This window comes from Sinomonas halotolerans, from assembly GCF_039615075.1.
GTDB lineage: Bacteria > Actinomycetota > Actinomycetes > Actinomycetales > Micrococcaceae > Sinomonas > Sinomonas halotolerans.
The window spans coordinates 276,048-282,851 of record NZ_JBDFRB010000005.1 but is presented as its reverse complement, the minus strand read 5'-3'; the positions used below and the strand labels follow the sequence as shown (position 1 = coordinate 282,851).

6 protein-coding genes and 1 pseudogene are annotated in these 6,804 nt (G+C 72.9%); 2 read left to right on the top strand and 5 right to left on the bottom strand.

The window, feature by feature from the left end; translation table 11 throughout:
• Window positions 1-172: 172 nt before the first annotated feature.
• From ABCQ75_RS08450 to ABCQ75_RS08440, 3 genes and pseudogenes are all read right to left on the bottom strand, one after another.
• A complete protein-coding gene (locus ABCQ75_RS08450) occupies window positions 173-637 on the bottom strand; it encodes an SRPBCC family protein (RefSeq protein WP_345884673.1) in 465 nt (154 codons plus the stop codon).
• 131 nt (window positions 638-768) lie between these two features.
• Window positions 769-1,536 (bottom strand): SGNH/GDSL hydrolase family protein, encoded by a 768-nt coding sequence (locus ABCQ75_RS08445; protein WP_345884672.1) that lies wholly within the window; start codon window positions 1,534-1,536, stop codon window positions 769-771.
• 119 nt (window positions 1,537-1,655) lie between these two features.
• Window positions 1,656-2,129: pseudogene (locus ABCQ75_RS08440) on the bottom strand (MarR family winged helix-turn-helix transcriptional regulator); the annotation flags it as partial.
• Window positions 2,130-2,421: 292 nt separating this feature from the next.
• Between ABCQ75_RS08440 and ABCQ75_RS08435 the strand changes: the two are divergent.
• Together ABCQ75_RS08435 and gluQRS are read left to right on the top strand one after the other, a co-directional pair.
• Window positions 2,422-2,925, top strand: coding sequence for a hypothetical protein (locus ABCQ75_RS08435; RefSeq protein WP_345884670.1), 504 nt, complete (start codon window positions 2,422-2,424; stop codon window positions 2,923-2,925).
• A gap of 179 nt (window positions 2,926-3,104) precedes the next feature.
• Entirely contained in the window at window positions 3,105-4,049 is a 945-nt protein-coding gene (gene gluQRS, locus ABCQ75_RS08430) for a tRNA glutamyl-Q(34) synthetase GluQRS (RefSeq protein ID WP_345884669.1), read from the top strand.
• Window positions 4,050-4,121: 72 nt separating this feature from the next.
• Here the strand turns inward: gluQRS and ABCQ75_RS08425 are convergent, their stop codons facing one another.
• Both ABCQ75_RS08425 and ABCQ75_RS08420 read right to left on the bottom strand, forming a co-directional pair.
• Window positions 4,122-5,456: an FAD-dependent oxidoreductase gene (locus tag ABCQ75_RS08425; protein WP_345884668.1), complete on the bottom strand. Its 1,335-nt coding sequence runs from the start codon at window positions 5,454-5,456 to the stop codon at window positions 4,122-4,124.
• Window positions 5,457-5,483: 27 nt separating this feature from the next.
• Window positions 5,484-6,677: a type III polyketide synthase gene (locus ABCQ75_RS08420; RefSeq protein WP_345884667.1), complete on the bottom strand. Its 1,194-nt coding sequence runs from the start codon at window positions 6,675-6,677 to the stop codon at window positions 5,484-5,486.
• Window positions 6,678-6,804: the final 127 nt, after the last annotated feature.

Here is a 6,804-nt window from a genome sequence, read left to right as displayed (position 1 = left end):
GGATTCGAGGATCAGGTTCAAGAGCGCTCATGGCTCGATCCCAGACCCGAACTGTCCACGGACTCGTGAGACACACTGTCCACGAGGTCCCGAGACATAAGTGTCTATTCAGTCCCGAGACAACACACGCCCCAAAACCCCGTTTCGGGTACAGCAGGATGCGCCGCGCGGATCAGCCCCCGGCCGGAGACGCCTCGAGGATCTCCTTGATGCGGACCAGGTCCTTGGTGTTGGCGCGGCGCATCAGGGCCTCCATCAGCGGAGCAATGATGGCCGCGAAGCCGCGCGGCGAACCGTCATTGCGCAATGCCATGCGGGTGGCCGGCCCGCCTGCAGCGCCCGCATCAGCCCAGATGTAGGTGGTGCGCATCGGGAAGGGGCCCTGCGCCGTCGCCATGACGAGCCGCTCGCCGGGGACGTACTCCTCGACCCGGTAGGTGTAGGCGAGGCCGCGGCCCAGGAAGCGCGCGCGGAAGTCGATCTCGCTCCCGACCGCGAGCGGCTTCGGCGTTCGCCACTGCGCCGAATCGATATTGGCGTACCACTCCGGTGCATTGTCCGGGTCCGCGGCGTACGCGGCGACGGCGGCGCGGGGCCGGGCGATCGTCGTCGAGACTCGGACGTCGACGTGGGTCATAGGTCCTCCGATGCTCGCGTGTACCCGAAACGCTCCCGGGCGGATTTATATGTACCCGAAACGCTCCTGAGCGCGGTTATGTGTACCCGAAACGCTTGTGGGTGGATTTATGTGTACCCGAAACAATGGGGTCAGAGGCGGGTGGGCTGGGGGTACCTGGGGCTCAGGCCGTCGCCCGAGGAGCGGCCCGTGAGCCGGCGCATCACCCACGGCCCGGCGTGCTCGCGGGCCCACAGGGCGTTCGCCCGGAGCTGCTGGACTCGAGTGAGCACCGGCAGCTCGGGCATGTCCGGCACCTCGGCGAGGCCCTCGTGCTCGAGGACCTCGAGGACGCGGTTCGCCATGGTCGCGTGCCCGAGCGCGGACATGTGCATGCGGTCCACGTCCCACATGCGCCAGTCCTGGAACTCGTGGAAGCGCCAGTAGTCCACGATCGTGGCGCCGTGCCGGTCCGCGATCCAGCGCACCTGCTCGTTGTAGATCGCCGTGCGGCCGCGCATGGTGCCGAAAACCTTGGACCTCCCGGCGTCGAACCCCGTGAACAGCAGCACCCGCGCGCCGGCCGCCGCGAGCCGGGCCACGGCGGCGTCGTAGTCGGTGAGCATCGCATCGATGTCCACCTTGGGCCGCAGGATGTCATTCGCCCCGGCATACAGGATGACAATGCTCGGCTCGAGAGCGAGCGCCGGCTCGACCTGCTCGGTGAGGATCTGCCGGATCTTGCGGCCGCGGATGGCGAGGTTCGCGTAGCCCACCCCCGGATCCGCGGCCTGGAGCTGCTCGGCAACGCGGTCCGCCCATCCCCGGACGCCGTTCGGCCGCCCGGGGTCGGGATCCCCCACGCCCTCGGTGAACGAGTCGCCCAGGGCCACGAAGCGTGTGGTGAACGCGGCGCTCATGGCGTCCTCCCGTCGTCGTGCGCCCCCGCGCCGGCATCCCCGGCGGCACCGCCGTTGCCCGCGCCGTCGGCCGGATCCCCTGCTGCGCCCTCCTCGGCGAGCGCGACGCCGCGGGCCGGGTCGCGGAAGATCCAGCTGTCCGCCTGCAGCCGCGAGACGATCTTCTCCCCCACCGCCGCGAGCGCGCCCACGTCCTCCGGGGTCAGCGCATCGAACACGAGCTCGCGCACGCGCTCCACGTGGTCCGGCGCGAGCCCGTCGATGGTGTCCCAGCCGGCGTCCGTGAGGACGGCGGTGGTCACGCGGGCGTCGTCCGGGGAGGGCCGGCGCTCGATCCACCCGCGGGACTGGAGCTTGGTCACGACGTGCGAGAGGCGCGAGAGCGAAGCCGAGGTGCGTGCCGCGAGCTCCTTCATCGGCAGCATGCGGCCCTCCGCCTCAGAGAGCATGGCGAGCACGTTGTAGTCGAAGAGCGAGAGCCGGTTCATCGACGTCAGGTGCGCATCCAGCGCGGCGGGCAGGAGGGTGTTCACGTTCAGCAGAGCAAGCCAGGCCCGCCGTTCCTGGGGGCTGAGCCAGCGGGGTTCCGTCACGCGTCCCAGCATAGGGCTTGCGCAGGCTGGCGCCGTGCGTGCCGGCCGGGCGGGGAGGCGCACGACGGCGCTGCGAACCGGCCGCGCAAACCCTCGCCTTACGCACGTCCCCGTCCTAGAATTGCAGCGGCTGCGGAGCGCCCGCCGCGGTGGAACGCCAGACCGCGGCAGGGAAACAGCGGATATATCGTTCGGGGGAATCGACAGCGGAGCGCCTCTGGGTGGCGCGTCCCGCATCCGCCGCCGCTGGGGGAGGCATCACCACACGTCCCGATCTTCCCAGGACACCACCATGCGCATCTTCAGAATCGCAGCCCTCCTGTTCGCAGCCCTCCTGACGGCCTTCACCCTTGCGGGACCCGCCAGCGCGGCCAAGGGCGGAAGCGGCAACCCCCACTTCATCTACGTCACTCCATCCCTCGTCGGCAACAACCTCCAAGTGGACTTCAAGGAAGCCGGAGTCGGGGCGGGAGCGTCCGTGGACGTCTCCACGACAGCGACCTTCACCTACGAGCTCGGCTGCATCAACGGCGGAAGCAAGCACCCGAAGGCGGCCAACAAGGAGGCGTTCTCCGTCACGCCGACAGCGAGCGGAAGCTTCACCGCGAACGCCGGAGGCAACGTCGTCGCAAGCCTGACCCTCGTTGCCCCGACTGACGAGGAGATCCTCGCCACACTGGAGTGCCCACCGGGCCAGACCACGACGCTCTTCAGCGCGTACTGGAGCGGGCTGAGCATCACTGACGTCACCAACGGAATCACGATCGCCATCCCTGGTACCTGGAGCGTCTTCTGACCGGGACGGCCTGAAGCCCGGGCCAAGGGGAACGGCACCGCCGGGGGAACTGTGCGGGGGAATACACGGGGGAAGCGCACGAAGGGGGCCGGTCTGCCGCACGAGCGGACCGGCCCCCAGCCTGCCCGGCGCCGGTGCCGGTGCCGTCCAGCCGCGACGCCCCGGCTAGCCTTGGCCGCATGACTGTGGCCCCCTCGGACCTGCGCGCTGGCCGCTTCGCCCCCAGCCCCTCCGGCGGACTGCATGTGGGCAACCTGCGCACGGCGCTGCTCGCGTGGCTCTTCGCGCGCTCGAGCGGCCGGCGCTTCCTCCTGCGCGTCGAGGACCTGGACCGGGCCCGAGCGGGCGCCGAGGCCGTCCAGCTCAGGGACCTCGCCGCAATCGGCCTCGACTGGGACGGCGAGGTGGTCCGCCAGACCGAGCGGGGCGCGCACTACGACGACGCGATCGCGCGCCTCACCGCCGCCGGCCTGACCTACGAGTGCTTCTGCACCCGCCGCGAGATCCAGGAGGCGCCCAGCGCGCCGCACGCTCCGCAGGGCGCGTACCCCGGCACGTGCCGCAGCCTCACCGAGGCGCAGCGCGCACGACGCCGGGCGGAGCGTCCCGCCGCCATCCGCCTTCGCGCCGGGGTCACCGAGTGGGCCGTGACGGATGTGCTGCACGGGCGGTACGCGGGGATCGTGGACGACTTCGTGCTGCGCCGCAACGACGGCGTGGTGGCGTACAACCTCGCCGTGGTGGTGGACGACGCGGCGCAGGGGATCGACCAGGTGGTCCGCGGCGACGACCTCCTCCCCTCCACCCCGCGCCAGGCCTACCTCGCGGGGCTGCTCGGCGTGCGCGTGCCGGAGTACGCGCACGTGCCGCTCGTGCTCAACCGTGCAGGGCGGCGGCTCGCGAAGCGCGACGGCGCCGTAACCCTCGCCGGGCTCGCCGCTGTTGGGGTGCCAGCGCGCGAGGTCGCCGGGCGGCTGCTCGCCTCGCTCGGGCTGCCGGAGGACCTCCACGCGGCGCTCGCGGCGTTCCCCGGCGTCCTGGCCTCCGGCGCCCTGCCGCGCGAGCCGTGGGTCCTGGACCCCGCGGAGCTCTCTCGTCGCCGCCCGCGCGAAATGTCGAGTTGAGCAGGGTCCACGAGCCCTCCACCCTGCTCAACCCAACAATTCGTGGCGAGGGGGTGGCGAGGGGCGGGACGGTCAGGCCCGCATGGTGAAGCGCGCTGCCGTCCGGCGCGCGAGCCAGGGGATCCGGTAGGCGAGCGCGAAGAGCGCGTTTCGGGCCGCCATCGTGCGGGGCGGGAGTGGGCGGCCGAGCGCCATGTTCAGCCGCGCCTGCCGTGCAGCCAGCCGGGCAGCGCGGAGCCGCCCGCGCTCCGCGGCCGCCCAGAGCTCCGGCCATGCGGGTTCAGGGCGTGCGGGTTCAGGGCGTGCGGGTTCAGGGCGTGCGGGTTCAGGGCGTGCGGCGGAGCGGGCCCCCCGGAAGTCCGCGGCGATGAGCGGCGCGAACGCCTCGGCGTCGAGCCAGCCGAGCGTCATGCCCTGGCCGCCGATCGGGCTCACCTCGTGCGCGGCGTCCCCGATGCGGAGCACTCGGCCCGCGCGCAGGCGGGGCGCAAGCCGTTCGGACACGGTGAAGGCGCTCAGCATCGCGCACGACGCCGGTTCCACCGCGGCGCCCGTGCGCTCGGCGATGATCCCGGCCAGCCGTGCAGGGTCCGCGCCTGTGGCCGGCGCATCGAGATGGACGACCCACCGGCGCAGCCCGCCGGGCAGCGGGAACGACTCCACGATCCCCTCCGGCTCGAGGTGCAGAACCGCCCGCGTCGCGTCCCGGGGCGGCAGGGTGTCAGGGAAGTCGCCCATGAGGTACGCGTCCGGGAAGGTCCGAGGGCTGCCCCCCATCTCGGCGGCCCAGTACCCCATCTCGGCGGTCCAGTCCCCCATCTCGGCGGGGAGGAGGGCGGACCGGGCGCCGGCGGCGACGACGGCCCACCGCGCCCCCAACCGCATCTCGCCCACGGGACCCCCTATCCCGGCCGGCGGCCCGGCGTCCCCCGCCGGGCTTCCCGTCCCGGCCGGCGGCTCGGCGTCTCCCGCCGTGCAGCGGACGACGACGCCGCTGGCCCCCTGCTCGACCCGCACCGCGCGCACGCCCCTGCGGATCGCCCCCGGGGCGAGCTCCTCGAGCCGGGCCTCGAGGGCGGCCTCCGTGCGCCACTGCGGCACGGCCAGGATTGGCGGTTCGAACGCCAGCCTGCCGACCTCGCGCGCCTGGCCGCCGGTCCGCGAGCGCGCGACGCCCTCGCGGATCCACGTCCCGGCCTCCGCGAGCGGCCCCAGCGCACCGGCCGCGGCGAGGACGCGCTGGCCGGGCGGGTGGATGCCGATCGCGCGCGAGTGGCGGGTGGGCTCGGTGCGGGCTTCGAGCACGACGACGCCGACCCCCGCCCGTGCGAGCAGCACCCCGAGGCACAGCCCGGCTGGGCCGGCGCCGACGATCACGGCGTCATGGGCCTCCCTGCGCCCGTCCACGCACGCCTCCCCTGCTGCCCGGCCCGCCTACGCGCCCGGGAGGACCCGGGTCATGAGCGCGGTCTCCACGGTCAGGCCGGGCCCGAACGCCATCGCGCACACCCGCTCTGCCCCCGGTGGGGCGGACGCCCGGGGTGCGCTGGAAGCGTCAGGCGAGGGCCCGGCGTCGTGCGCCAGGATCTTCTCGAGGACGAACATGACCGTGGCGCTGGACATGTTGCCGAACTCCCGCAGCGTGTCCCGCGCCGGCCCTGCCTGCCCCTCCGAGAGGCCGAGCCGCGCGACGACCTTGTCCACGATGCTGCGGCCGCCCGGGTGGATGGCCCAGTGCTCGATGCCCGCATGGCCGCCGCCGGCCTCCGCGATGCCCGCGAGCTCCGCGTCCCGGGCGAGGAGGGGCTCGAGGGCGCCGGCGATGTGGTCGTCGATGATGTGCGGGACATAGGAGCCCAGCACCATCTCGAAGCCGCGGTCCCCGATGTTCCACGCCATCGTCTCCTCCCCGACCGGAGTGAGGGTGGTCTCGAACAGGTCAAGGCTCAGCGCCGGGCGGGTGAGCGGGAGGTCGCGGGCGGTCACGACCGCGGCGGCGGCACCGTCCGCGAACAGCGAGGCGCCGAGGATGGTGTCCGGATCGTTCGAGCTGCGCACGTGCAGGGTGCACAGCTCGACGATCGCGACGAGCACCACGGCCCTCGGGTCCGCGTCGCAGAAGGCCTTGGCCATGCGCAACGCCGGGAAGGCCGCGTAGCAGCCCATGAAGCCGAGGTGGAAGCGCTGCACGGACGGGCTCAGGCCGAGGTCGCGGACCACGCGGTAGTCGGGGCCGGGGTTGAAGAAGCCCGTGCACGAGACGGTCACGACGTGCGTGACGTCCTCGGGCCCGATCCCGTCCGCGTTCGCGAGCGCCCGCCGCGCCGTCTCGGTGAACAGCGGCGTGGCCTCGCGCACGAAGATGTCGTTGCGGGTCTTGGTGCTCGGGCTCAGGATGGTGCGGGTGGAGGCGTCGAAGAAGTCCGGGGCGTGGTCCGGGCGGTCCCACGAGAACTCCTCGACGGCGGAGTACCGGGTCTCGATCGCGGCCGCGTCGAAGCACGTGGTCACGAGGCGCTGGCCCAGGCGGGTCAGGCCCTCCTGCGCGGCGAAGACGTCCCGCGCCTCGGCCTGCTTGAGGACAGTAGAAGGGACGGCGGTTTCGAGGGACCTCATCAGCACCGGCATGGGCCATTCTCACTACGGACCGGGGTGCGAGGGCAAGGGGCCTCGCGGCAGAGGCACGCTATTGGGCCGTCTGGGCCCGGACGGCGCGCGGCTGCCGGGCGCGGGGTTGGCTGCGCGGACGACGGGT